General features: G+C 48.5%; 19 protein-coding genes and 1 pseudogene. 3 read left to right on the top strand and 17 right to left on the bottom strand.

What is annotated here, in order from left to right; all coding sequences use genetic code 11:
• Positions 1-28: 28 nt before the first annotated feature.
• Entirely contained in the window at positions 29-322 is a 294-nt protein-coding gene (locus Xbed_RS14610; protein WP_086113644.1) for a hypothetical protein, read from the bottom strand.
• Between the two features lie 334 nt (positions 323-656).
• On the opposite strand from Xbed_RS14610, the pseudogene Xbed_RS20250 reads away from it, so the two are divergent.
• Positions 657-1135, top strand: a pseudogene (locus Xbed_RS20250) (IS1 family transposase).
• Between the two features lie 21 nt (positions 1136-1156).
• On the opposite strand, the gene Xbed_RS14620 reads toward Xbed_RS20250, so the two are convergent.
• The 9 genes from Xbed_RS14620 to Xbed_RS14660 all read right to left on the bottom strand — a co-directional run bounded on the left by Xbed_RS14620 (position 1157) and on the right by Xbed_RS14660 (position 15807).
• On the bottom strand, positions 1157-1465 hold the full coding sequence (locus tag Xbed_RS14620) for a hypothetical protein (protein WP_086113646.1): 309 nt from the start codon (positions 1463-1465) through the stop codon (positions 1157-1159).
• A gap of 394 nt (positions 1466-1859) precedes the next feature.
• Positions 1860-2915: a FecCD family ABC transporter permease gene (locus tag Xbed_RS14625; protein ID WP_086113647.1), complete on the bottom strand. Its 1056-nt coding sequence runs from the start codon at positions 2913-2915 to the stop codon at positions 1860-1862.
• The gene (locus tag Xbed_RS14630; RefSeq protein ID WP_086113648.1) at positions 2912-3922 is read right to left on the bottom strand and encodes a FecCD family ABC transporter permease; all 1011 of its coding nucleotides are present in this window, start codon (positions 3920-3922) and stop codon (positions 2912-2914) included. Before Xbed_RS14630 ends, Xbed_RS14625 begins: the two co-directional genes overlap by 4 nt.
• Positions 3919-4722: an ABC transporter ATP-binding protein gene (locus tag Xbed_RS14635; RefSeq protein ID WP_086113649.1), complete on the bottom strand. Its 804-nt coding sequence runs from the start codon at positions 4720-4722 to the stop codon at positions 3919-3921. The genes Xbed_RS14630 and Xbed_RS14635 overlap by 4 nt, the downstream gene beginning before the upstream one ends.
• Positions 4723-4829: 107 nt before the next feature.
• Entirely contained in the window at positions 4830-5984 is a 1155-nt protein-coding gene (locus Xbed_RS14640; protein WP_086113650.1) for a histidine decarboxylase, read from the bottom strand.
• Positions 5965-7317: a putative histamine N-monooxygenase gene (gene basC / locus Xbed_RS14645; RefSeq protein ID WP_086113651.1), complete on the bottom strand. Its 1353-nt coding sequence runs from the start codon at positions 7315-7317 to the stop codon at positions 5965-5967. Before basC ends, Xbed_RS14640 begins: the two co-directional genes overlap by 20 nt.
• Before the next feature lies 1 nt (position 7318).
• On the bottom strand, positions 7319-11776 hold the full coding sequence (locus tag Xbed_RS14650; RefSeq protein ID WP_208612250.1) for an amino acid adenylation domain-containing protein: 4458 nt from the start codon (positions 11774-11776) through the stop codon (positions 7319-7321).
• 108 nt (positions 11777-11884) lie between these two features.
• Positions 11885-12844: an ABC transporter substrate-binding protein gene (locus tag Xbed_RS14655; protein ID WP_086113653.1), complete on the bottom strand. Its 960-nt coding sequence runs from the start codon at positions 12842-12844 to the stop codon at positions 11885-11887.
• A gap of 113 nt (positions 12845-12957) precedes the next feature.
• On the bottom strand, positions 12958-15807 hold the full coding sequence (locus Xbed_RS14660) for a condensation domain-containing protein (protein ID WP_208612251.1): 2850 nt from the start codon (positions 15805-15807) through the stop codon (positions 12958-12960).
• A gap of 244 nt (positions 15808-16051) precedes the next feature.
• Here Xbed_RS14660 and Xbed_RS14665 point away from each other — a divergent pair, with 244 nt between their 5' ends.
• Entirely contained in the window at positions 16052-18184 is a 2133-nt protein-coding gene (locus Xbed_RS14665; protein WP_208612252.1) for a TonB-dependent receptor, read from the top strand.
• Between the two features lie 239 nt (positions 18185-18423).
• Here the strand turns inward: Xbed_RS14665 and Xbed_RS14675 are convergent, their stop codons facing one another.
• The 5 genes from Xbed_RS14675 to Xbed_RS14695 form a co-directional block, all read right to left on the bottom strand.
• Positions 18424-18756: a cupin domain-containing protein gene (locus Xbed_RS14675; RefSeq protein WP_086113655.1), complete on the bottom strand. Its 333-nt coding sequence runs from the start codon at positions 18754-18756 to the stop codon at positions 18424-18426.
• Between the two features lie 121 nt (positions 18757-18877).
• A complete protein-coding gene (gene dhbA, locus Xbed_RS14680; RefSeq protein ID WP_086113656.1) occupies positions 18878-19621 on the bottom strand; it encodes a 2,3-dihydro-2,3-dihydroxybenzoate dehydrogenase in 744 nt (247 codons plus the stop codon).
• Positions 19618-20502 carry an isochorismatase family protein gene (locus Xbed_RS14685; protein ID WP_086113657.1) on the bottom strand — a complete coding sequence of 295 codons (885 nt, stop codon included), beginning with the start codon at positions 20500-20502 and terminating at the stop codon, positions 19618-19620. Before Xbed_RS14685 ends, dhbA begins: the two co-directional genes overlap by 4 nt.
• Before the next feature lie 11 nt (positions 20503-20513).
• Positions 20514-22136: a (2,3-dihydroxybenzoyl)adenylate synthase gene (locus Xbed_RS14690; protein WP_086113658.1), complete on the bottom strand. Its 1623-nt coding sequence runs from the start codon at positions 22134-22136 to the stop codon at positions 20514-20516.
• Positions 22130-23299, bottom strand: a complete 1170-nt coding sequence (locus Xbed_RS14695; protein ID WP_244182505.1) for an isochorismate synthase — start codon at positions 23297-23299, stop codon at positions 22130-22132. The genes Xbed_RS14690 and Xbed_RS14695 overlap by 7 nt, the downstream gene beginning before the upstream one ends.
• 574 nt (positions 23300-23873) lie before the next feature.
• Between Xbed_RS14695 and Xbed_RS14700 the strand changes: the two genes are divergently transcribed.
• On the top strand, positions 23874-24083 hold the full coding sequence (locus Xbed_RS14700) for an IS3 family transposase (protein ID WP_086113659.1): 210 nt from the start codon (positions 23874-23876) through the stop codon (positions 24081-24083).
• Positions 24084-24175: 92 nt separating this feature from the next.
• Here the strand turns inward: Xbed_RS14700 and cdiI are convergent, their stop codons facing one another.
• Together cdiI and Xbed_RS14710 are read right to left on the bottom strand one after the other, a co-directional pair.
• Complete coding sequence (gene cdiI / locus Xbed_RS14705) at positions 24176-24529, bottom strand: ribonuclease toxin immunity protein CdiI (protein ID WP_139837500.1); 354 nt, start codon at positions 24527-24529, stop codon at positions 24176-24178.
• On the bottom strand, positions 24526-24840 hold the full coding sequence (locus Xbed_RS14710) for a CdiA family toxin C-terminal domain-containing protein (protein WP_086113660.1): 315 nt from the start codon (positions 24838-24840) through the stop codon (positions 24526-24528). Before Xbed_RS14710 ends, cdiI begins: the two co-directional genes overlap by 4 nt.
• Positions 24841-24966 lie beyond the last annotated feature (126 nt).

The following is a 24966-nucleotide window of genomic DNA, read 5'->3' on the forward strand; positions in this document are numbered from 1 at the left end:
TCTATAACGTGCGGTAAGATTACGAATGTTAGGCGTCTTCCCACCAAAATTGCCTGGCACTCTCAGCAGCAGCGCTTAACTGTGGATTATTAATAAATCCAACTCTATGCATATTGTGATTGAGCCAGTTATTTTCAGTATATAAATAAAACACTTCGCGACGGGAAAGTAAGCAACGTAGGTCAGTTAGACCGTTATGATTAAATAGAAGCCCAAGACGTGGATATCCATTCAATATAACTCCTGTAGGAATGAAAAATAATTCAGGAGTGATGAATACCCAACGCCTTCCTTGATTTCTTTCAAATGTCATAAAGCTCATCGCCGTATCCCTTGTATATACATTGTTATTACGCATAAAAACCTCACAAACATCATAATTAACTATTAATAAAGGTAGCGTAAGTTCACAAAAAATGGGAACTGCGTTTCTTTTTCACCAATTGCTTATTTTACAACCACTTCTGGCTTTAGGAATATCACAGCATTTAAACTGTTTTTTTGTCCGATTGCCGCATGAGTGCTGTTAATCAGGAAATCAACCTTAATAGGCGGAACATGATTATATTCCATTCACCTTTGTATATAATCGGTTAAAATTCGCTACCTTATTTAATTTCTCGACCATTACATCAAAAGTATGGGTCATCTGATTTATCATAATTGACTGGTTCAAAAGTTTTATACTTCAAGGACATAGAAAAGGGAATAGAGGTCATCCCTGTTATCACTGCTATGCCTGTCGTAAGACCTTCCAACTCAAGTACACCTATCAAGCCTGCCATCCCGGCGTGAAAGAGCAGTGGTCTTTTGTTCGCAACAAGAAAAATCGGCGCTGCTTGGGAGCCTCTCCTGAAACGGATTGTGGCTCATGTCCTTGGTGATCGCAGCACGAAGACTTTACGCAAACTTATTGCATTATTATCGCCCTTTAATGTCCGGTTTTATTGTACAGATGATTTTCCCCCGTATGGGAGATTTCCTGAAGAAAAATAGATTATTGGAAAGCGTTGTACGCAACGTATAGAACGTATAGATAGAAAGAGCAAATCTGACGCTTCGCACACGTTTAAAACGATTGAATGGAAAGACGATCAATCCCGCCTTTGACAGGCGGGAATATAATAATGAGTGAATACTGTCATCAGCGTTATTTTTACCCCCAAATTTCGATAATACTATCAATAACAACCCGTATATTTCTGGCATTATTAATTACATTATGTTGGTTCCAAACACCGTGATGATATAAAAGATATCCCATGTCGGGGTTAATTTCATATTCTATATCGGCTAGGTTATGACACTGTAAGTCGCTAAATGAAATCCATAAAACAGGGTACTCATGGCGTGAATTTCCATTGACAGAATAATATAATTGATTCTCACTCCGCTTTTTCCAATGTCTTCCCTGGCTTCTTTCATATTCAAGAAAGCTATCAATACGTCTAAAAGAATAAGACATGGAAATCTCCTTACGTAGGATGACTAAGTTTCGTATCAGTGTGTCAGCAAAAGGCAGCGATCTTCCTCTTGCATAAAATTATCCATTCCCCGTGCTAACCTAAAATTTCATTATGAAATTATTACACAGGTAAGCACATTTTATTCAAGCAAAAAAAGACCGCTCGCAGGCGGTCACATCATTAACAGGGCTGGGTCAGCCGTTTTCGTTGATTAATTTAAAAACAGGCCGTTCAGGAAAACATCACCCCGAAACGATCTTCATAATGTTATTAACATGTTAAATAAACGCCATTATGTTAGGGCGACATTTCACTTCAATCGTCGCCATTTAATTTCTCCAAAAAAATGGCGACGATACACAATTCAATGCATTGATATCACCCCCCAGCTATTCAGCGCTTACGTAGTGCACTCAGCCGCATCGTCAGTATGAACAGGGGCACACCAATGAGTGTGAAGCTCAACCCGACAGGGAGAAAGACGCCTGCGGGTGCTGTTTTCGTCATGATATCTGCGGCAACAACCAGATTGCCGCCTACCAAAGCAGAAAGAAACAGTCGGGCGCGGCCTGTGGCTGATGAAATAAAGCTGGCCAGATGCGGCGCCAGTATCCCCAAAAAGCTCAATGGCCCTACTGCGGTGACAGATGCTGCGCTTAACAGGACTGCAAACATCATTAGCAACGGACGGGAATATTTGATCGGCTCCCCAAGGGACATAGCAAGTTCGTTTCCAAGCTCATAGCGGTTTAAAGCGGGGCCAGTTATCAGAATTCCGATAATACTCAATAAGAATAATGGCATGAATGATGCGATAATTGACCAACTGGCCTGAAACAACGATCCTTGCATCCATCCAGCAAGATTCAAGGATAACTCGGTCGGAAGATAGAGAATAAGAAAAGAGCTGACAGAACTCAGAACTGACGAGATAGCAATCCCCATCAGTAAAATGGCCAGGCCACTTGCGCGATTATTGCCGACGAGCAAAGTCAAAAATAATGCAACAATCAGTCCGCCAGCCAGTGCAGCAAGGACGATCAGCACCTTAGGTGCAGAAGGAACCAACGCCAGCAAGACGATGATCATCGTCATCGATCCCTGACTTATGCCAAAAAGGCCGGGGTCGGCCAGCGGATTGCGGGCAATCGGCTGCAAAATAGCACCGGCAAGGGCTGCGCACCAACCCACCATCAGTCCCAATAAAATATGAGGTATCCGTACAACCCAGAGTGCATAAAACTGGTGGTGTTCAAGGGAATGTCCGAAAAGCATATGCGTGAATTCACGTATCCCCACGTTCGTCACCCCGACGTTTAAAGAGATAGCCACGAGTATGATCGTGATGATAAATAGGCATAAACCGACTTTTACATCACGGGTACGCATCTGCAATCCGTTGGCGAAACGTAATACCCTTTGTCCGTCTGTTGCCTGACCGAAATTCATAACGATCTCTCCGATGTTGCTGAAAGATAGCGCTTTCTGATGATCCAGATAAAGAACAACCCGCCCAAAAAATCCGTCAGAACGCCGGTATGTATGACATAAGGCTGGAAGAGTGTCTGCGCACAGAGATTGGCAATCAGGCAGATACTTGCCCCCGTCAGAGCACAAGCTGGCAACGATAACATAAAATTCTGACCAACCAGAGGCTTGACAATATGGGGGACAACCAGCCCCACGAAACCAATCGGACCGCATATGGCAACGGCAGAACTGGATGCAACGATAGCTGCAATTAGCGCAATACGTGAAACAAGCGTGGCATTCGCGCCAATCGAAAGCGCCTTTTCGTAACCGAGCAGAATCAGTGTCAGTGGACGTGCCAGTAATAAAAGTACCATCAAGGCCAGTATTCCGAACCACCAGAAATGGTAAAGCCTTGTGATATAGGCATGATTTATCGCCCCTGCTAACCAGCTCAAATATTCGGTTCGTAATGCAGGATAGGCAAGAAGAACCGCATTGCTTATCCCAAGGTAAAGCATCGCTATTAATGTGCCTGACAGTATCAGTAGCAAGTCGCGAGAAACGCCGTTGACACTCGCCAGACGAGATATAGCAAGAGATGACAGAAAACCGAATAACCCGCCGGCCAGGGCTGCTATGCCTTGTAATGTCAGATCGAATTCAAAGCTGATTGCGCCTATTATGACAAACAGTGTCGCACCGGCATTGATTCCCAATGTTGATGAAGAGGCCAGTGGATTGCGGATAAGCCCCTGAAAGACGAGACCACTGCATGCCATCACTGCACCGACATAAACAGAAATCAAAGCCCGTGGCAATCGCTGGTATAAAATAACTGCCTGCTCATAGTCTTGCGGTTCGGGCAGTGTTAAGGCCGCATAAATTTGCGAAACTGACGCAATATTCGCGCCAACAGCGAGACTCGAAAAAAAGATCAGCAGCAATACAAAAGGAGCGAATATAAAGAACAGACTGGATTTCATTTCCATACTCCGGACTGATTTCCAGGGTGGTTTATGCCCGGATAAGGCTGGCAGATAAGACTGCCGTTGTAATTAAAAATATCGGCCGGAATATCGAATACGCGCCGGATATTCTCTACCGTTACCGTTTCATTGACTGCACCTGCTGCAATAACGCTGCCAGTATTCAGCATCACCACATCATCGGCAAAAGTCGTTGTCAGATTTAAATCATGTAACACCACAACGATGGTTTTTCCGTGCTGGAGTGAGAGATCGCGAACCAGTTTAAGCACCGTGTATTGAAATTTGATATCCAGGTGGTTCACTGGTTCGTCCATAAGAATGATGTCAGTGTCCTGTGCAAGCACCATCGCCACCCAAGCGCGCTGGCGTTGCCCTCCGGAAAGGGCGTTGACTTGGGAGCCGGCTTTATCGGCCAAGCCGACAATTTCCAGTACATCATGAAACAATTTGCGATCCCGTGAGGATGGCCCGCCGAAAAGCGAATTGCGCCCACAAGCGGCCAGCTCGATCAAATTTCCCAGTGTCATGTAATCCGGACAGTGGCATTCCTGCGGCAGATAAGAGACTTTGCGAGCCAGCGCTTTGCGGCCTATCCCTGTAATCTGCTTACCTTCCAACAGAATTTCTCCGCTTTTCAGTGGGATGAAACCCATGATGGACTTCAGAAGTGTCGACTTACCGCAGCCATTAGACCCGACGAGTGCAGTGATGCGTCCTTGGGCAAAGTCTACTGACAGATCATGCAATACGGTTTTCTTGCCGTAAGTTGCGGTGATATTTTTTGCTGTAAGCACCAAAGGCTCCTTCAGTTTATCTTATATAAAATAAATTACAGTGTAATAGTTATGATTTGGCTCGCCTACCAAAATCACAGGGTAAGCTCCAATGTTGTTTTTACTTCTCACATGACCGCATCCCGCACTTGAACTATCTGGTGCGATTCAGCAATGACATCGTTGATTAATGCATCGATTTTACGACTGTCGTGATGATGAGCTGTGGTGATTAGGTGGGCAACATCTCCCGACCTTGCCAGACAATGCTTCTTCCAGACGGCGGCCGACGGGCATGGAAATACCACCGTAATGGAGTTGTCATGACGCCAGGCATCTATCCCGGCAGTACGGAAACGCTTGACGGCATATTGTGCCATTTCCAGGCAGTGTTTGGTGCGGCGCTGCCAATCGGCAAATGAGTGACTGCGAATGGCCGCCCACATCATCAGTGGCGTCAGGCCATTACGTGAACCTGAGATGGTCTTGTCCTGAGCCGAGATGTAATCAACATCGACGGTAATCCGCTCAACGTTTTTCCGTTTTGCAACAACAATCCCGCAAGGAATGGGAGAACCTATCATTTTGTGCCCGGAGACACAGATGGAGTCGATACCATCTGCAAAGGTAAAAGGCTGCGGGTTATCGACGAACGGCAAGATCATCCCGCTTAAGGCCGCGTCGGCGTGCAGATAGTAATTCTCGCGAGCGATACCGACTTGCTGCATACGTTGTTGAATAATCTTTATGTTATCCACCGCACCGCGCAATGTCGTGCCGATATTGGCAAAGATGATGGGATGAGGTTCTTTATGAGCGATGATCTTCTGCATCAGGTCATTATCATCTATCTCACCAGTGGGTAAAGATTCGACTAAACACGATTTGATACGCAGTAATTTGACGATTTTTGCCACCGAATAATGCGTATCTTTTGAATAATAAAGTGTCCCCTCCGGGAATCGTTCTCGCCCAAGATAGCAGCCGAACATATTACCTTCCGTTCCTCCGTTGGTAACATAACCCCAACTGTCTTCGAAAGGGATTTTGAACAGTTCAGCAAAGTATTTCATGACCTCTTTTTCGAACTCAAAAGAGTTTAACAGATAGTTGCACTCCGCTCCCCAGTCACCACAATTGTTGATAGAGAACTGCATAAATCTCTGTAAATAAGCATAATCAAAGTCTGAGGACTCCGGATAGCTGATATTGAAATACTGGTTTTCAACACAGTAATGCCAAAACGCATCTAGTCTGTTTTTATCAGCAAGGGACAACATCATTTTTATCTCCGGTATCGTAACACTCTGGCAGACTAAAGCTCTGGAATGAAGAGTTTTGAGGCAGGCGATAATACGCTCGCCCAAGAAGCTGGTTGGCAATAATCCCATTGCGATACGCGCCAAGCCCCAGATCGGGAGAGCCAATACCATGCTGAAAAATCTCAGCATTCTGGACAAAAATACGGCCTTTTCCTTTGTCAAGGCGCTGAGCACTAAAGTCCGCTTTGACAATAAAATCGCCATAATCGTCGGTTGCCAGCACGGTATTCTTGAGTCCTTCTAACCATTCGGGACGGGTATGCGTATAACCTGTCGCAGCGACAATAGCATCGGTTTCAATGGCACCGACTTTATCGAGATGCTGATGGCGAAAAATGACCCGTAACGCCTCAGAATCTCCGGTGTTTTCCACCTGCTCAACCTCGCAGTTTGCAACAAGCGAAAGTCCGGGATCACGGCCGCCGATGGAGCCTTCATACAAAATGTCGAAGATATCTGCGATAGTTGAAGTGCTGATACCTTTATAAAGCCCCCCCTGACCCGCCACGATCTTGCGGCGTTTCTCTCTGGTTATACTGTGAAAATGGTTCATGTAGGCCGGCGTGAAACATTCCTGACCGAGTTTTGACGATTCCATAGGATGAAAACCGGCAGATCGGGTGATCCACTGGATTGAAGCACCGGCCTCTATCATTTCAGGCGTCAACGCATTGTGGAGCGCCAGCACGCATTCGGCAGCACTTTGCCCTGAGCCAATGACCGTGACACGCCGGCAGGTTGAGAGCTGTGCACGTCTGTTTATGAACTCTGCCGAATGGAAGACAGGGGCTTTGGTCTGGATTTTAGCCCACTCCGGCAGAAACGGAGCGGTGCCTATACCGATGGCAAGGTGACGACTGTAATACTGATGCGTCGGTCCCGTATGAGGCTGACTTTCAATAATAAAATGATCGGAAACCGGATCATAAGCCACATCAATGACATTTTCACCGAACTGGCAGGAGGGAAGCTGTTGCGTCACCCAGCGGCAATAATGGTCATATTCCTGGCGTGGGATCTGAAAGTTTTCATAATAGTAGAATTTGTAAAGACGATCATGCTGATGCAGATAATTAAGAAAACTCAGAGGGTGTGTCGGCTCTGCCATCGTGACCAGATCCGCCAGAAATGGAACCTGTAGCGTTGTACCGGGTAACAGGAGACCCTCATGCCAGCGAAACTCAGGCTTACGTTCGAGGAAAAGGCTGGTCAGATCAGAATGCGACGAAAGCAGCGCCGCCAATCCCAGATTGAAGGGGCCAATACCAATACCGATCAGGTCAATATTATTCATATTAATAATCCAGACTGTTTTCTAACATTTTTTCATTAAGATGCAGTTCAACTTCTGCCACGTTACGGCAACGCAGCAATTGCGGGAGCGAAAGCTCGATCGCAAATTCTTCATAGATCCGTGCTGAAATTGTTTTCAGATGCTGAGGACGCAGCCCCATACCGAGGAAGTCGCTGGCGTCATCGATGTGGCTAGCGCGCGATTGGCCGAGCACATCCAGATAGATATCCAACACCTTCTGTTTCATCGCTGTTTCTCGCTCAGGGAAAACATCGTGCGGAATAGTCGGTTGCTCAGGCACCGATTCCGTCAGCAGGCTGCGAGCTTTAGCGCGATCAGGCTTGCCATTTGGCGAGAGCGGTAATTCGGTGACCGGCAGGATCCGGGTTGGAATATGCGATGGAGGCAGACATTGGCAGGCATATTTGCGCAATTCTGCTCCTGACAAAGCCTCCTTTTGTTGCGGCACATAAAGTACGCCGATGGAAGTCTCGCCGTGCATTTCCTCACCATAGTCCACCACAAGAACATGCTTCACCGACGGGTGACGAACCAGTTCATTCTCGATGTCCGGCAACGAAATACGTATTCCACGCACCTTGACATAACCGTTGACACGGCTATCAAAAACAATGATGCCATCACGACGATAGTGCCCGTGATCACCCGTCCGGAACGCGCGGATCTCTTCTCCGTTCGTATCCTTGATGGTCACAAAATCGGTCTGGGTGAGGTGTCCGTTTTCCAGATAACCCAGTGCGACATTGACGCCTGCCGTATGAATAAGGCCAGTAACACCCACCGGACAATGGTCACCACGTCCGTTTAGCAGAAAATAGCGGTTAGCTGGTAACGGCCTTCCATAAGGGATCAGGCTAACATCGTCCTCCCCTATTTCGTGCCATATACTCCATATCGTCGTCTCTGTCGGTCCCCCCAACGAAATCAATCTTACTGACGGCAGGAGTATACGCAGGCTGGCAATAACAGCAGGTTTAATGTAATCGCCACCCTGCGCAATCAGCCGCAGGCTTTTCAATTCATTTCCCTGACGGCATGCGAGAAGCATTTCCAGAATCGCGGGCACAGAACACCATAATGTCACCTTGTGCTTGGCAACCAACTGATTCCAGCGTAGTGCATCCTTTTCTTCACCGATAGCGGGCAGAACCAGGGTCGCACCGGCAGTCAGGCAGCCAAAAACGTCGAAGACCGACATATCATGATGCAAAGGCGTGACCGAAATGAAAACATCCCGATGCGTTACGGACCATTCGTCCAGAGTGCTGGTGATGACATTCGATGTTGATTTATTGGATAAAACAACGCATTTCGGCCTTCCGGTTGTCCCGGATGTGTAGAGGTAGTAGGCCGGCGCTTCACTTGATGAGAGAGCGTCAAGCGCAAGCGGGAGTTCCGCCAAAGGCTCGGCGGACAAGAGTTTTTCCGGCGTTTCTGCCGGATGTTCAATCCCTTCTCTTTTTGCCGTTACCACAAGGTCTGGATGGCAGTTTTCAAGGAGATAGTGCCGTCGCTCTGAGGGCGAATCTGCGTCTATCGGAACCCAGATTATCCCCGTCAACGCACAGGCCAGGGTCACCGCCGTGTGCTCAGGCCCACGGTGCAGACAGAGGGCAACAACACTCCCCTTGGAAAGCCCTTTCTCCATGAAAGCGCCCATTATCCGACGCACATTACGTCCCAGTTCGGCGTAGCTGACATGCCTGTCGCCACTGATGAGTGCCGTTTTGGTGTTTTGGCTGTCGAAGATATTGGTGGCTATCCGGCTGAGAAATCGCCCGCAGTGAAAATCAGCTTCAAGACTGTTCAATCGACCGTGGTTCGTATCGATAATATCCTGCGCCGAAATTGCAAATACACCTGAAGCTGCGATGGACTGCATTGCCTTGCCGATAGCGTTTAAAATGTCCCGAACGAGCGCCGATTCAATCGCCGCAGTGGCATAATCGATGTCAAAGACCAGCGCTTTGTCTGCATTGATCGAAAAACGAATATCCATCGCGACTTGTGGTGTCTGTGTCAGCCCACTGTGCAACTGCATACCACTGTCCTGACCTGATACCGGCCACGAAAGTCCGTTGGTCATCACCACAGGTAAAACCGGGCCAGCCCCCTGCTTTTCAACCAGAAGCCGGGTAATGTCTATCCCTGAAAAGGCAAGATGTTCCAGCCCTTCCAGCACATCGTTCTGTAGGGTGTTGGCCCGCTCAGAAAGGTGGCCCTGTTCAGCATTCCAGTTGACCACAATAAAACTTGAACGATTGCACAAGACACCGGATGCTTGCGGCGCGACGGGAACGCCGATGAACAAACATCCCTCTTCGAACCAATGGGACATCACCTCAAGTACCAGCGCCATGAGGGTAGAATTCTTGAAAAGCATTTGTTTGGCACCGGCTTTCGACACGGCGCGATAATCTTCCCGTGCGATAATCAGGCTCTGCCGGGCATAAAGGGAAGTACCTATTTGTGCCAGTGGCTTTGTCCACGGAAATCGCAATGGACCGCTGATTGCCTCAAGTTTTGTTTTCCAATACGCTTCATCCACCTTGCGCCTTTCAGAGATATCTTCCCCCTCCAAGGGCGCATCCGTATCCGCCACAATGGATACTTTGCCCTCGAAAAGCTCTACCATCAGGGCGGCTATCGACCGTCCATCAAGGATCAGTGCGTCGAAACGAACAAACGCGATCAGATCATCCTCTTCCGGTTTATTCTCCGGCAAACGAAACAGTGTGATGTCCCACGGAGAGCGGTTCAAGTCGCAAAGCGCATGTGCAAATGCTTCACGCTGGTTTTCCACATGACGGAGTGCCTCTTCCCGTGACAGGGCGCTCAGATCGATTTGCTGTAAATTGATATCCGCTTCTGCACTGACATATTGGACGAGTCGCTTTGCATCTATCCGGGTGCGCAAACTTTCATGACGCTGAACCATATCCATCAGGTGATTTCGCAGGTGTGTCAATTCCATGCGTCCGCGGTACTCGCGAAATTCTTGCATCGCAACGCCACCAAGCGGTAATTCTGCTCGCCGCCCAAGCAAATATGCCAGTTGCAGGGAGGTTAATGGTTTTTCCGTGTTGTTCTTCTGGTCGATTTTTACCGCAGGGTCAGGGGTTTTGATTCCGGCTATCTCGAAGCGTTGCGGATAGGTAGCGATTTCACGGACGAAATTGACAAAACTATCGAACATTGGCGTTATCCATTCTTCTGGCAGAATATCCAGACGAATGTCCCAGTTGATGAGAATACCCCCGTCGGCGGAAGCAACTTGTGCGTCGAGCGCAACTTGCGGACCTTGTGAGATCACCCAGTTCATGGAACCCAATGCGTGCCTGACACGATCTGAGAAAAGCTCTCCCCCCGGCATATCCAGTGCCGCAGTGAAGACGACCGGCGTCAATTGCGTCGCGCCATGATGCCGGGAAAGATCGCGCATCAGATTCACCCCCGGATAAGCCGAATGGGCGAGCACATCTGTCAGTTGCCCGCCAAGCCGTTGACAAAGGTCAGCAGGGCTTTCTGCTTCATTGATATCCACGCCGAGGATGAGCACATTAGAGAAATCGCCGACGATCCTCTCCACGTCATTCACAAGGGGGGAACGCCAGAACATCGGCACATTGAGCCGAAAGCATTTATCTCCGGTATGCCTTGCAAGAACAATAGAGAAAAGTCCCAGCATCAGGCTCGACATGGTTATTCCGTGTGTTCGGGCAAGTCTTTTCAACACCTGACGCTCGTCTGGCTGGAGCCAGGCCGCCAGCCGATGGCTGCGAACCTGATTGGGCAACGTTTTATTAATAGGTAACGTTTTATTAATAGGCAGCATAGGAGCAGGCGGAATGTGCGGAATACGTGAGCGCCACCAGATCCTGTCCCTTTCACGGGCCACTTTTAGGTAGGGATCGGTGCGCATCTGGTCGCACCAGTCGAAATAGGACGCGATAACCGGAGCCGGCTGATCCGGATTATCATAAAATCTCGCCAGATCCTCCATTAATACCCTGAAACTTGAAGGATCGATGGCTATCATATCCGTATCAACATGCAGACGAAACTTTCCGCCATCTCGCAGACTGAGCGAGAAACGGGATGCCTGACCAGAAGAAAGATCAAGTTTCTGATGAGTCCACTCCTCGCGTTTAACAAGAAGTAACCTTGCCGCTTCCTGTTCTGGTAATCCCCTAAAATCCTCAATCTCCAGCAACAACGACCCACTGGATGGAATCACAGACTGAAGCCCTTCTGCGTTGACACAGAGTCTTAGCATGGGGTGCAGAGCACAAACACGTTCCAGAGCCTGTTTAAATCGCTCTACCTCAATGTCATCGCCGTCGAACTCAGCATAAAGATGCGCGGCAACGCCCCCCAAATCAGTCTGAACGTTACGCCCGACCCAACAGGCTGCCTGCATTGATGTTAATTCTCTCATAGTTTATTCACGTAGTTGAAAAATCCTGATGAATAGAAACAAGTATAAAAATAGGAGCAAGTATAAAAATAAGTTGAATTCATACCGTCTCTGGCGGACGAGATCATTTTATTGCTTTGTCTTAACCCATTCTCCCATGGCTCGGAGAGTATGTTCCGCACTGGCAAACGTGGGGGTAAAAACTTCGCCTGCATTCAGAAAAACCACCCGTTTTTCGCGCGCGGGTTTTATGTAATGAACCCATCCAGGCACAATCCGATCAAGGGCGGAGCGAATAGCCTTCTCATCGTGCTCCTTGCTGCCCCAACTGTTGAGTACGACCAGAATGTCCGGATTGAGTTCGCCTAATTTGTCGGCACTCAACTGTAAAAGCAGTTGAGATGAGGTGACAGAAGGATCGCCTTGTGCCGAGAGACTCAGGCGGGTGAACCCAAGATCTTCCAATGCTTGAGTGAAACCGGTTGCTTCGCCGACGACATTGATCTGATCTGTGACAAGGATTGGCAGGTAGGTCTTATTAGTCGGATTTTCCGGAAAAAGGGCGCGCGTTGCCGCCACACGTTGTAAATAGATATCCCGCCGTTTTTGAAAGTCCTGCTCACGTCCGGTCAGTCTGGCCAGATTTTCTTCGATATTGAAATTATGGAATTTCCCAGCAAGGAAATTTTGCAGATAGACAGGAGCGACCGTTGAAAGCTGTTTTACTTTGTCGATATCGAATTCTGTTCCAATAATGAGGTCGGGTTTCAGCGCGTAAAGTTTTTCCAGGTCGATTTCCCGGCCAGTACTGATGCCTTGTGGTTTTGTGTATCCTTTACCGAGCACAATATCGATGAAATCGGCACCAAGCTGATAGGTGCCATCTTCCGAACGGCCATAACTGCCGACCGGTTGAACGCCCAGCTCCATTAGGGGCAGACCGATAGCTGGCTCGCTCATCACCACAATACGTTGTGGCTCCTCAGGAATAACGACTTCCCGTCCCATCGTATCCGTGACCTGCCGCGTTGCGGCAAAGACCGATGTCCCCATCAAGCACAGTAATATGACAGTAATAGCAGATCGCATAACGTTTTCTCTTTCAGTTCTCTTTCAGAGCGGAGTAGGATTATAGGGCTCGGTCAGGCAACAAACCGCCCCTGACCGCGCCCATAATGGTTAGTTCATCATCCCTATAAACATCACACAGGAACTTGAGCAAGGGGGAGGCTTGAGACCTCAGGCGTTGTGAAGAATGCGAAAACTTTATCTATTGTTTCACGGATGCGTTGGACGTGTTCTTCAGGATAACGATCCGCTCGGTAAGTGATCACCAGCCGCATTATTCTTTCTCCATCAATGACATCTTCCATGATCTCGAATTGAAGACCGAACATGGATTCTTTTTTATCGGGATCGATTTGCCGGTAGCGTATATCGTTGCCAGACGAGGTTTTAAGAGCACCATTCAGCGCATTATTGGCATGAATCTGAATATAAACGTCGAAGATTAGGCCATCCTCAGGTGTCATCCCCAACGATTGTTGAATAAGATCGAGCGGTACATCCGCATACGGCATTGAATTATTAATCGTGTCTCTGGTGTCTTCGATCAATGCACCGACGGGTTTCTCTGGATAGAACTGCAGCCGATGAGCAACCATGGTGGTAAAATAACCTACTGTTTCATAGGTATCGGGATCGGTACGACCCGACGCAGAGGTGCCGATCACAATATCTTTCAGATTGCCAAGTTTGTGCAACGAAAGCGCGATTGCAGCGTAGACGACACTGAACAGGGAAGCATTATTTTGCCGAGCAAGGGAATAAAGACGATGAGTGATTTCAGCTTTAGGTTTGTACTCGATCCAGCCGGCTTCTGACGAACTTTCATGCGCTGCGATAGTCTTCCGGTTGTCAGATAAAGCGAGTTCTAACCCGCGTGTTGCATCACGCAACATGTTCGTCCAGTAATCGAGATGCTTTTGATTAAAGCCGTCTGCCTGCTGTTGCAGAGCAAACTTATGGAATGACAATGCGGGTTTTTTCCAGACAGGAGCCATACCTGTAGAACGCGCTAAATAAGCCTGGGCAAGTTCCGCCATCAGGACGTTCAACGACCATTCATCAATAACCATATGATGAACGAGGAATGACAATATTTGACGTCCGGTTTCTGGATTGCGGATCAGCCGTATTCTGACCGGCAATTCGCAGGAAAGATCGAACTTATAAGCCGCTTCGTCATCAAGACGTACACCTTTGCTTTCATGACTGCGCCAGAACCACTTATCATTAGTCACGTCCGACATGGCGACAATCTGCTGACAGGCTTCACCATTTTGAACATGGAATAAAGTGCGCAGACTGGAATGACGCTCGATAAGATCAGAAAAAGCCTGCTCAAGGAGCGTTTCATCAACCTCATCAAGAAAATCCAGCGCGAATGGCAGGTTAAAGATGGTGCCAAATTCATAAGCGTTATAGGCATTCCAAAGAGAGGCTTGTGCGAGCGCCAAGGGCGCCGTCAAACGATCGTTTTGCGTCTGCGCCGAAGGTTCCGCGTCCTTGTTCCGATTTGTTATCACTGCCCGCGATGCCAAGGCGGAAGCTGATGGGTGGCTGAAGAAATCACCGAAATGCACTTCCAGCCCGTGCGTGCCAAGCAGTTTACCGATAATGCGCGTTGCCAGCAGAGAATGGCCGCCACAGTCAAAAAAATCATCATCCAGTGTCATATCTGTAACGGCCAAAGCTTCACGGAATTCTGACAATATGATCGCGGCTATTTCATCAGTACCAACAGAGATCTCCTTTTCGGGAACGTTGTGAGCAGAATGCACAGCAGTGCCAGACACCGAGTTCGCGACTAAACCCGCAATGGCATCTTCCCCACTTTTAAGAAATGACACAAAACGATTTAGCAGGAACTCGCCGGCATGACCGGAAATCGCCTGACCGGTGGTTAATATAAGGCTAATTTCTTCTGTACCGTCGCACTCTATTGCCAGTTCAAAATCGGGCCGCATTTCATAGGTTGGCAACAGGATGGGCTGACTGAGTAAGCTCTGCTGTTCAACCAGACCATTCGGGCGAGATAGCAACCGAACATATATCCAGGACTCATCACTCCCTGTTACGGGAGCACCGGAGAGAAGATGGTCTTCGTCTGGTTGCGCCTGAAGCCTATCCATGACGGATTTGATGATCGCTGTTTCCGCCATGCCACACTCGATAATCATGCGGCGGAAACCGTCCGACTGTAACAGACAAAGTGCGATCTTTTCTTGGCCACCGAGCAGGCCAATGAACTGGGCGAATCGGGCTGAAATCATAGCCGACACACCATGGGGCAGTCTGTCACGAAGAAGGGACGTTTTCAGTTGATTAATTTTAAGTCCTGTTTTCCAACGCAGTGCGAGCCGGGCTTTACTCAGGTCGGCGGTGACATCAAAACAGGAGTGAATGAGGGTGTCCTCACTATTGCAACAGCGCAGCCAGGATATGAGAGAAGCCGCCTTTCCGTCGAAAGGAAGTAAGGAGGCGCGTTTCAGGGATGGGGGCTCTACCCGGTGACCGGCATAAGCGCGGATCAGTATTTCGAGTATCTCATTTGCATGACACGTTTGTGCCAATATCTCGTGCAGAATAAGAGATAAAACAACTTCATTATTTTTTTGTATTATCAATATCTTAAAGGGTGGATGCTGCTCAGGAACCCAAGCAGATGCTTGCACAGCCAGCATCTGCTTGATCATGTCTGTATGTGAGCTGGCGTGGAAAAACTCAAGGCATGCCTGCCAGCCCATGACTCGGGTTTTATGCAACTCACCGTCATCATTTAACTCATAGCGTACGTTCAGATCCGGTATTGCCTCAATCACAGACTGAATAGCATGGACCATCATTGAAAGATTAACATTGTCATGAAGCCGCCAGGCTGAGAGCTGCTTGAGAATTCGGCCAGGGTTCTGTTGCTGTAGTAGCCAGATATGTTCTTCATAACGGGATACGGATAGGTGCGATAACTTTCCTGAATCAACATTCAACATGGATTTTCTCGTTTTATCAAACTGAACAGTCGTTTTTTACCTTTCATCAATGCATATAAATACATCAATGCATTAATACGAGCCAATATCCATTAAATGCCACATAGGAGGACTAATGCTGCCTGCAAAATGTACGTTGCAGTGGCTGCCGTATTTGAAGCGGACTGACAAATATGCAATTGACAAATATGGAAGTTAACATATTATTGGCAGTCTGTGAACATTAATGCTAATGATAATGATAATGATATCTATTAAGAAAGTCGCTCCGGTTGGTACAAAGATGGGGGATCTGCTTTTTTCACGCAGAAAAGTATTACTTAGCAGTGCGATTTTGTTTTCCTTATCGTCCGTGGGGGGCCAAGCTACCGCTTTGACTCAAACAGAGAAAAACAAAACAGGGGGCGATGACACCGATGTCATCACGGTAACGGGTGAAAAAACAGAAAGATCTCTGCAGAGAACGTCAAGTTCAGTCACGGTTATCTCCGGGCAGGAGATACAAAGTAAACCAGAAGCGACAACCATCGCCGACATTTTGCAGGGCACACCCAATGTGCTTTACACCAGTAGTACAGGGGCGCCGAGTATTCGTGGTATTGAGACAAACGGGCCTCTCGTAGGCGGGAATACGTTTCTATCCAAACCCATACCACGAGCGACCATCAGTGTTGATGGACGTTATATTAGCTCCGCAGAATTTAGTTTGGGACGGGGGCCGGTTTGGGACGTGAATTCAGTGGAAGTATTCCGTGGTCCACAAACCACGACACAGGGGGCAAATAGCATCGCCGGTGCGGTGGTTATCAAGACTAACGATCCTACCTTTACCCCCGAATTCGATGGGCAGATTTTGTATGGCAGCCACCAAAAGAAACGTGCTTCCTTTACCGTCAACAGTCCATTGACAGAAGATTTCGCAGTCCGCTTCGCGATGGATTACAGCGGCAAAAATACGTTCATCAAATATACCAACCCCGGTTTCTTTGATGCTGACATGAACAAAGACTTCGAAAATCTGGATGCCCGGGTTAAGGCACTTTGGCAACCGCTGGATAGCCCTTGGCTGGTCAAACTGACCTACTCCCATATGGCAGACAAAAGCCCTGACAGTGAGTCGGCTTCATTGCCCTACCGTGATTTTAAGAACGCGACGTTAAGCATCAACAGATCCAAGACGACCAGTGATGTCGGTATCTTCGATCTTCAATATGCGTTCGAAAACGATATGGTGCTCTCTAACCAGCTCCAATATTCTGCATCGAAGTACCGTTACACGTTCACGAAGCGGTTTTCAGGTATCGCCAACCGCGATTCGGACAATATTAGCAACGAAACGCGTCTGAACTTCGGTGATGAATATTCAACCTGGAGTGGCGTGACAGGACTCTATTATTCGCGTGACAAGGCCAAGAATGTGCTCGATAACGCGTTGGGTAAGGCTGACGCCGATCTCACCAACACCAGTGTCGGTATTTTCTCAGAAACCACCCGGCGTTTTGCGGAAAAATGGGCTCTGACTGGCGGTTTGCGTTATCAATATGATCAGGTCAAGCATGAAGGGGTCACCAGCTATGTGCCCGGCGTCTATCATGAATATAGCAAAGGGTTCCAGGCTATTCTGCCGAAAGTTTCTCTCGCCTATGACGTGACTGATGATATCACCGTCGGTACTCAGATAAGCAAAGGTTATGCGCCGGGGGGGACAGGGGTGAATTTCTCTGGGCACTCCTATTACACCTTCGCTCCGGAGAAGGCTTGGAATTACGAGTTGTTTGCGCGTGGTAGCGCACTCAATAACCGGTTGCTGGTAACCGGTAATCTCTTTTATACCGATTATAAGGGCTTCCAGAGTTCTGTACAGGATGACACGAAAGGCAGACCTAACGGTTCTATCCTTGTCAACGCCGATAAGGCGGTAACCTATGGACTTGAGCTGGGGGCAGATTATCGGGCGCTGGACAATCTTCGCCTACGCGGCGGGCTTGGATTGCTGCATACCGAAATCAAAAAATTCGCCGATTATCGAGGCAATTTGTTTGAAGGAAAACAATTCGCTAAAGCGCCTGGTTACATGTTTAACATTGGTGCTGACTGGAACATCACTGAAAAAGTGCGTCTGAGTGGCGATCTTCGTTACGTGGACCGTTACTTCTCAAATGACCAGAATGATCCCACGTTGCGAGTCAGTGCCTATTTCGTTTCCAACCTCCGTTTATCCTATAATCCGACCCACAATCTGGAACTCTTTACTTACGTCAATAACCTCTTTGACAAACGTGTGCCGACATACAAATACCAGGATCGTGATGCCGGGTCTTCAGGATACATGCTGGAACCGCGTGAAGTGGGTATCGGTGCGAAAGTACATTTCTAAGAAATCAGCATTGACCACCCCGAATTATAGGTGCTAGAAGCAGGGGGAGCTAATCAGTCGCTCCCCCTGCTTCTATATTCACGACCTGACAATTTTAGTCATGATTTATTGGCCTGCATTCGCAACTATACCCGTCATACTTCAAGCTGCCTCTTTGTTGGCTGCACTCGCTCACCCCGGTCACATAGTTATCTATGCTCCCGGGGATGAGCTCCCTTGCCGCCGCGATGCAACTCGAATTATTTTGGGTATACATAGGGTTCTATTAATAGTAGCTTGGTTAATTCCTTGGACGAAGGCTTACTTTCTTCCCCTTTAGGTACTATAAAAAACTCACCTTGCTTTATTATTACGTGATCATTTTTAAAATCTATACGAAGTTCACCTTCAATCACCATAAACACCTTGTCTTCATCTTCATGTGTGTGCCATATAAAATCACCCTCAGCGAGCAATATGATTATCTTATATTCGTTTGTTTGAGCGATTACCTTCGGTGACCAAATTTCTTCTATTAAATCAAATTCTTGCTTTAAATTATTGACTTTTCTTAATGCTGCAATATGGCTCATGTTATATCCCTCTCCTTTAACTCGTTTGTGGTTTGGATTTTAAACTTATCCACTCCATGGAATGGTAGTTTTTCCGTTTTTATCGTGGCATACAGGTAAACAAATTTAAACATTCGATTTATCAGGCACCGAGCGTAGCGCCCCCATCAATGACAATATCCTGCAACGTTATGTGGCTTGCTTGGTCGGAGGCCAAAAACAAAATGACGTTGGCTATTTCGTCGGGCTGGGCGATTTTCCCGAGTGGAATGCCGAGTTTAAAGTGTTCGCTAAGACCGCTGATCAGACGCTGATGTGCTGTATCATCGTTGAGCATTCCCTCCAGCATGGGAGTCAGAGTGGAACCAGGTGAAACAATATTACATCGTACCCCAAAAGGCGCCAGTTCCAGCCCCACACTCAGGCACAGGCTACGCATCGCAGCCTTAGAAGCACAGTAAACTGCCATATTAACGCGCGGCACGTGGGCGGCATTGGAGGCTATCGAGACGATATTGCCGCTGCGCTGACGCTGGAAGTGTGGAATGAGGATTTTAAACAGATTGAATGCTGCGCCTGCATTAACGTTGATGGAGCTTTCCCAGTCTTCACGGCTTAACGTTTCTGCAGGGCCGAGGCGCAGAATTCCCGCACCGTTAACCAGCACATCCAGCCCATTTTCCCTCAGCAATGGCGGGCAGGTTTTTTGCACCGCATGGGCATCGCTGACATCCAGAATGAACGTCTCAAACGGCATTGGATCAGGAAACTTCAGATCGAATCCAAAAACCCTGGCACCTGCCTCGTGAAAACGGAGGGCTGTACGGGCGCCGATACCGCTCCCTGCGCCCGTCACCCAGACGGTTTTTCCCTTGAAACTGTTCATTTCTCTTCCCGATCGTCGTTCAGCCGTGCGAGCCAGTTGCGTAATGTGGGTTGTTTCATCAGCGTGATAAAATCAATTTCGTACCCTTCCTGACGGCACTTTGAGACGAAGGACATGGTGCGTAGCGAGTCTAAGCCGTAATCAAGCAGGTTTTCGTCATCATCAATGTCGTGTGCATCTTCGTCCAGTGCAGGCTGCAGTATGGCAAGCAGACGTTCGCGATCCCATCGACTTTCTACTGCGGGAGGGGCGAGCGCCGACAGCGCCATAGAGGTACTCAATACCCGTCCGGAACGGCCCGCAGTATAGCGGAGCGCCATCATATGCTCTTCCCGGCTGAAATCTGCCAGCGCATCACTTATCATAAAAGCCTGTATGTCGCGCATAAAAGCATCAGTGGCTGTGGTTAGGCAGCCGATATGGGCATACACGCCACAGATCATAAGCTGGTCGCGCTGACGTTCTTGCAGGCAGGTTTCCAATTCAGAGCGCTGAAACGCGCTGTAGCGCCACTTCACCAATACCGTGTCCTTCAGTTCGGGGGAGAGTGCAGCCGCGATTTTTTGCTGTTCCGGATAGCGGCTCAGGCCAGGCCCCCACATATCATTCAGTAGCGCTCGATCGACGTCGTTCTGTTGGTTCGGTTGAGCGGTATAAAACACGGGGATGCCAAGCTCATGGCAACGTGCGCGCAGAGTCACTATGTTGTCGATAACCTGCTGAATCATCTTGCTCTCCTCTCCCCAGAAGTTGAGGAAATATTCCTGCATATCGTGGATCAGCAGAGCGGCGCGCTGCGGCTCCAACTTCCACTCGACTTTATTTGCAGGTAAGGCGGTTTCATCGGGCAAGGTGTAGTCCTGAAGTTTAGGAATGCTCATGACGTATTCTCTCAATTTTCCAAGGCGGTGCAGGCAAGTGTACGTAACGCCTGTTTGTTGATTTTTCCTACCGGAGTGAGCGGCAGCTCAGGTAGACTTTCAAAACGATCGGGGATCTTGTAGTCGGCGATACCCTGCTCGCGTAGCCAACGGCGCAGCACGGCGGGTTTTACGGATTCGCGTTCGCGCATTACCACATAGGCGCAGGTTTTCTCGCCCATCAGACAGTCAGGAATAGCAACCAATGCGGCATACACCACCGATGGATGTCGCAGTAACAGGTGTTCAACCTCTTCAGCGGCAATTTTTTCGCCGCCACGATTTATTTGATCCTTCTCACGTCCAACGACTTTCAGATATCCGTCGGGAAGCTGAATGACCACATCGCCAGAACAATAAAACCCGTCACGGTCGAACACCATCTGGTTATGTTCCGGGCTTCGGTAATAGCCCCGAAAGGTGTATGGACCACGGGTCATCAGCAATCCAGGCTCTCCGTGCGGCACCGGGCGGCCTTCTCGGTCTGCGACCCATACCTCATCATCCTCACTGATGGGGCAGCCCTGAGTTGTGAAGGTATGCGCGTCGTCATCGTCTAGTCGGGTGTAATTCACCAGCCCTTCTGCCATACCAAATACCTGTTGGAGCTGGCAGCCCAATTCCTCTGGAATGCGTCTGGCCAGCGTTTCTCCCAAAGGGGCACCGCCGACCTGCATCACATTCAGACTGGAGAGTTCGTTGACGTGACCTATGATATTGGCATATTCCAGCCAGATGCTGACCGCAGGTGGCACCAAAGCGACAATATTGACCTGATGGCGGGCTATGACCGGAAAACATCCGTCCGGACTTGGGTCGGGGACGAGGATGACCTGCCCACCCGCATAAAATACGCCCAGTGCGCCCGGTGAACTCATCGGATAGTTGTGTGCGGCCGGAAGTGCGCAGAGATATCGGGTTTTACTGCTGATGCCGCAGATCGGATTGCTGGCGCGGATACTGTAATAGTAGTCGTTGTGGGTGCGAGGGATCAGCTTGGGAGTACCAGTGCTGCCGCCGGAAAGCTGGAAAAAGGCGACCTCATCCGCTGGCGTGGGTGTGGGTGTGAAGTCTCCCGGTTCTTCCGATATCAGGCGTGAAAGCGAACGGTTCGAATCTGCATCCTCATGGTGAAGCACCACGATATTCAGCCCCGGACACTGGGCTACCAGAAGATCAATAAGAGTATCATCATGAAACTGGCGATGCTGGCGATCAGCGATGAGTATCTCTGGCGTAATCTGGTGCGCATACGCAGTTAATTCGCTGCTTTGGTGACTATAAAGCGCGTTAACCGGCGTGACGCCCAGGCGCAGTAAAGCAAAAAAGACGACATAAAATTCAGCCTCGTTGCCAAGCTGCACCAGCGCGGTTTGTCCCTGACGCACGCCGCGTCGGTGCAGGGCGGCGGCGAGCCGGGTTACGGCTTCATTAAGCTCTCGATAGCTCCAGCACCGCTCCCCGCAGAATAGTGCCACAGCATCGTTCTCGCGGTGAATATCGAGGATCTCGCTCAACGGGCGATCAATCCAGTACCCTTTCAGGCGATAACGTTCAGCCAAATCCTGAGGCCAGCGGTTGAATTCAATCATAATGTCAGCTCCTTTTGCGTTGCAAAACCAAGTGCACTCAGCATGGTGTTAAATTTGGTGCGGGTTTCCAGCCATTCGTTTTCCGGCACAGAGTCCGGAACGATGCCGGCGCCGGCGAATAGCTCAATCTGGTGAGTCCGAATTTTGCCGCAGCGGATCGCTACAACCCATTCCCCGTCTCCACGGGCGTCACACCAGCCGACAATACCGCCAAACCAGCCGCGGTCGAATGGCTCCAGCTCGCCGATCAGGTTGCGCGATGAGGTATAAGGAGCGCCGCATAATGCGGGAGTGGGATGAAGCAGGCAGGCAAGAGACAGCGCGTTATCGCGATGATCGGTCACAATCCCCTGAATCTCAGTAGCGAGATGCCAGAGCGTGGGCGTACTGAGCAACGAGGGTTCCGGGATTGTCAGAGACCCGCAGAGATCCGTCAATTGGCGACGGATAGCCTCTGTAACCACCAGATGCTCATGGCGATCTTTTCCGGAGGCCAACAACTTTTCCCTGGCATTTTTGTCACTGGCCTCATCGTCACCTCGCCGCGCTGAGCCGGCCAGAGGACAGGAGCGCAGGACATTGCCTTCTTTACGTAGCAGCAGTTCAGGACTGGCGCCAATCAGAGTGCCATCCGCCAGTGGTAAGTGAAAATTGTAGCTCTCCGGATTCTGTCTGTTGAGCTGCAGCCATAGGCTCAGAGCGCTAAGCGGGGAGATGCTTTCAATCTGCAGCAGGCGCGACAGCACCACTTTATTCAGTGCACCGATGCGCAGCGGGTTCAGGGCGCTCTCCACCATGGTGCAAAACGCATCGTGATCTGGAATGCAGTGAGCCTGGCCCTCCACCTGCACCGGAGAGTCGGCAAGGTTAAAGGCATGGCGATCGAACCAGTAGCAGGTCTGTGGAATAAACAGCGAGCAGGGCTGGCGCTTATCAAACGGAATAGCCCCCACGACAATGGGATTATCTACCCCAGCCTGCTGAGTCTGACGAAGCAGTTGTTGCACCTTCTGCTGGAACTCGCCCTCGACGTGATGTCCGGATGCTGCGGGATGTGTCACGGTAGAGAGGCATCCCCGGGCGAGCAGGCTTTTGTGGGGCGACAGAAAGATAAAATCATCTTCTTGCAACGTTAGTGAAAGAAGGTCGTTGGCGATACCAAACAAAATCAAGTTCCTCTTGGTGTAGGGGCCATCTTTCCCCCTCTTCCTTGAAAGGAGAAAAATGCCGACGGCAACGTGAGAGCGAGCCGCCAGCAGTGCCGGATACCAGGTGTCATGTAGCAAAAGCGGTGGATTACGACTTCATCGTTGCGGTTAGATGAACTTAGATAATTGGTGAAGGTAGCTGCACACACCCCGTCCGTGGATGTTGAAAACAGTGCCGCCTGAAACCCAAACCCTGTACGTCTGGCAATGATTATCACCACACGTTTTTTTCTTCTTATCTTAAACATAATCAAACACCGTCTGATTTGCCTTATAAAAATATTTAGTAACAATGAATTAATTTGTGCTGCTCACAGGCGGTGCCAGAAATCCAATTTGACAAAACGTTCATCAGAAGAAGGTATAAGCTCCTGAGAATGAAACGCCATTACAATATTGTAAATAGAAATGATTATCAATATAATTGGCATTATTAATCAACTAACGTTTTCGGACACGTATTCAATCTGTTGATTGGTGTTAACTCTAATTTATTATAAGCTCCGGTGAACGGTTCTGTCTGATCTGTTCAATGAGCGGGAAAGGTTGTTGTTATGGCAACGTGATGATGGAAAACTGCTACCACACACTGAAAACGGAGTTGATGCGGGGTAACGCTTTTGCCAGCAGAGAACAGGCGATGAATGCAATATTCGATTATATCGAAGTGTTTTACAATCACCGCCGTAAACATTCGACGCTGGGTTATCTGACACCCGTGGATTATGAAATGGCGGCATAAATTAGGTGGGAATAATTTTAGGGACAGATCACTATTTAGTTAAAGGTGGTAAAGGTAAGATCCCAGCTCTAGCTAGGGCTGGGATCTTGGTGTTAACAAGGTAGCTTGGCTAGTAATGCGCTTACCTTGTCCTTGTCTTCCGGATGTAATTGAAGATATTTCTCACATGCCAATCTGACATACTCAAAACCGACAGATTCAGGTACAATAATTTCTCCCTCCCATACACCGAACGTAATGCCATCAAAGTGATATTCTGGATCGGGGTCATCAAAATTCGGGAAAATACAATAGGTCTCATTAACTCCACACCCATTTTTTTTCAGAATATGTGGTAAGGCCCATAAAAACTTACCTTGGGTATATAGAGAATTAAAAAACTCTTTCATAACCCATTCAGAGTCATTGTCATAATCTATTTTGTCGAAAAGACGTTTACTATTCATTGTGCCACCGGGAAAAAGTTCATAATTCTACCTGTTTCTTTATCCAAATAAACTTGGAATTTAACACCACCGGCTGTCGATTCATACTCACGCAGACCTTGAGAAATAGCTTTTTCATAGCCCTTGGAAGCAGCCTGTTGACCCAGTTCCAACATTTTTTGATCAGAGAAAATTTTCGGATCATATACTGTTTTCGTCAATACTTGTGCTTTATGTCCAGTGACATTTCCTGCCCTATCTTTTGATGGAATCTGATACTCAATTTGAGTAATGCCTTTGACGTTACTTGGTGTTTCACTGACAACCTTAATTCCTTGCTCCGATACCGTTCGCTTAAAGTAAGCATCCGGTCATCTCACCTTGCTTTACCAACCAACACTAAAAATGGGGGATTTTTAACTGAAAGGATTATCTGACCAGGGAAGGAGTTCATTCAA

Source organism: Xenorhabdus beddingii (genome assembly GCF_002127545.1).
GTDB lineage: Bacteria > Pseudomonadota > Gammaproteobacteria > Enterobacterales > Enterobacteriaceae > Xenorhabdus > Xenorhabdus beddingii.